Raw genomic sequence first — 2,495 nt, 5'->3', positions numbered from 1 at the left:
GGTAGTTTAATAATTGTATTAGTCTAAGTCTTTACCGTTTGATTCGATGACCTTCTTGTACCAGAAGAATGAATCCTTACGTGAACGTGCTAAGGTACCTTCACCGGCATCATTCTTATCAACATAGATAAAGCCGTAACGCTTGTCAACATAGATAAAGCCGTAACGCTTGTCCATTTGACCAGTACCAGCAGAAACTAAGTCGATGCGCCCCATGGAAGGTAACCCATTAAGTCGACACCATCGAGTTCAACAGCCTTTTCCATTTCTGAAATGTGGTTTCTTAAGTAGTCGATTCTGTAGTCATCATGAACCTTGCCGTCTTCAACCTTGTCGTAAGCACCAAGACCATTTTCAACGATGAATAGTGGCTTGTGGTAACGATCTTGCAATTGGTTTAAGGCAATTCTCAAACCTTCTGGGTCAATTTCCCAACCCCAGTCACTACGCTTCAAAGTAGGGTTCTTAGCTACAGCTTTTGCCAAATCAGTTAAGTCATCAGGCTTAACTTTTTCGCTTGAAACTGTAGTAGTTTGGTAGTAGTTGAAGCCAACATAGTCAACGGTACCTTCCTTTAAGCCAATTCTGTCTTCATCAGTGATGTAAGGACGGTAGCCATTTCTTTCAATATAAGCTTCAACTGCATTTGTATATTCACCAAAAACGTGAACGTCTGAGGACCAATCACGACGTTGTTCCCATTTATCAGCTAAAAGAACATCGTCACTTGATGGAGTAAGTGGACGAACAGGTGAGTAGTTGATCATACAACCAATTTGGAAGTTAGGGTTGATCTTGTGGCCAATCTTAACAGCTAATGCGGAAGCAACTAATTCGTAGTGCCCAGCTTGATACATTGCAGCTTCCTTATCATGGTCAGTCATACCATCCTTGAAAAGAATGCCTGAGTCAGTAGCCATTAAGAAGTCATTGTTAAATGCTGATTGATTATCGATTTCGTTGAAAGTCATCCAGTACTTAACCTTGTTCTTGTAACGCTTGAAGTAAACTTCTGCAAAACGTACAAAGAAGTCGATTACCTTACGATTGGTAAAACTACCGTAGTTCTTAGCAAGGTTGAATGGCATTTCAAAGTGGGAGAGGGTAATTACAGGCTCAATGCCATATTTATGACAGGTATCAAATAAATCGTCATAAAACTTCAAAACTTCAAAACTTCAAAACTTCTTCATTAGGTTCTTTTTCGTCACCATTAGGGAAAATTCTAGTCCAAGCAATGGAAGTTCTGAAAGCTTTAAAGCCCATTTCAGCCATTAACTTAATATCTTCCTTGTAGTGGTGGTAGAAATCAATAGCAGAGTGGTTAGGATAGTTCTTGCCTGGAAGCACGCCATCAGTGATTTCACGTGGCTTAGTAGCAGAACCAACAGTCATAACATCGGCAACAGAAACTCCTTTGCCGCCTTCTTTCCAAGCACCTTCAAGTTGGTGAGCAGCTACAGCGCCACCCCATAAAAAGTTCTTTGGCATTTTTGCTGAATACATTAAATTTTCCTCTCTTTCTCGTATGTAACTGGAAACGTTTACAACAACTATTTTGCCATAGTGATTTTTTTAATCAAGCAAAATTTAATCACCGCTCACGGTTAACGCACCGCGATCATAACGATTGCGTGATTCCGATAATTCAAATGGTCGTCCGTCTTCTAGAAAAGCTTTTTGCTGCACGCACAAAACCGGGTCATCTGACATGCAATACAAATATTTGATGTCGTAGGCATCAGATTTTTCGGCGGTAATCACTCGACTATCTTTGCCAATTTTTAAGCCTAGATCATTTTGAATATATGAATAAATGGATTTATGCAAAACATCAATTGTGATGCCGGGGATGCGATTAACGGGCATAACTGTATATTCTAACTTAGCAGGTCTGCCATCTAATACGCGCTGCCTGATAATGTCATAAACTTCGTCGTTTTTGTAAAGACACAAAGCCTTGCATTCTTCAGGACTAGGTTTGCGAATATTAAAAGCAATCACATTACTCTTTAGCTGAAGGGCATTATTAACGTGACTGGTAAATCCAGTATGTTCGTTAACACCGGAATTTAAGAAAATATCAGGCATTGATTTACTGGTAATATAAGTTCCATGGTCTTTAACAGTACGAATTAATTTTTTATCCTGCAGAATTTTTAAAGCATGAACAATCGTCACTCGACTGGTGCCATATTTTTGTGCTAGTTCAAATTGTTCAGGCAAACGCCTGGAATATTTTTTTCGATAATATCTTTTTCTATATCATTAGCAATTTCTCTATAGCGACTCATGGGATCCTCCTCTCTATTGTAAAGAAAAAAGATTACATAAATATTTTAATAGCTTTTAGCAATAAATGAAAGCGGTTCCTAAAATTAGAAGGAATTCTATTTATTTTCGCTCGCATGTAAACCAAATTGATTTACATTCAGAGCATATGCGTTTGAAATCGCTTACAAGCGATGCATAATAGTTGCTACAAAAAGTATATA

The 2,495-nt window shown here is 38.4% G+C and carries 2 pseudogenes; both read right to left on the bottom strand.

The annotated features are described in order from the left end of the window. Positions 1 to 18 precede the first annotated feature (18 nt). Positions 19 to 1,506 (bottom strand): annotated as a pseudogene (locus tag HMPREF0518_RS04895) (6-phospho-beta-glucosidase). Between the two features lie 84 nt (positions 1,507 to 1,590). Continuing rightward, a pseudogene (locus HMPREF0518_RS04890) lies at positions 1,591 to 2,294 on the bottom strand (GntR family transcriptional regulator). Positions 2,295 to 2,495: the final 201 nt, after the last annotated feature.

It is taken from the genome of Lactobacillus helveticus DSM 20075 = CGMCC 1.1877, from assembly GCF_000160855.1.
Lineage (GTDB): Bacteria > Bacillota > Bacilli > Lactobacillales > Lactobacillaceae > Lactobacillus > Lactobacillus helveticus.
This window is presented reverse-complemented; position numbering and strand designations above follow the sequence as displayed.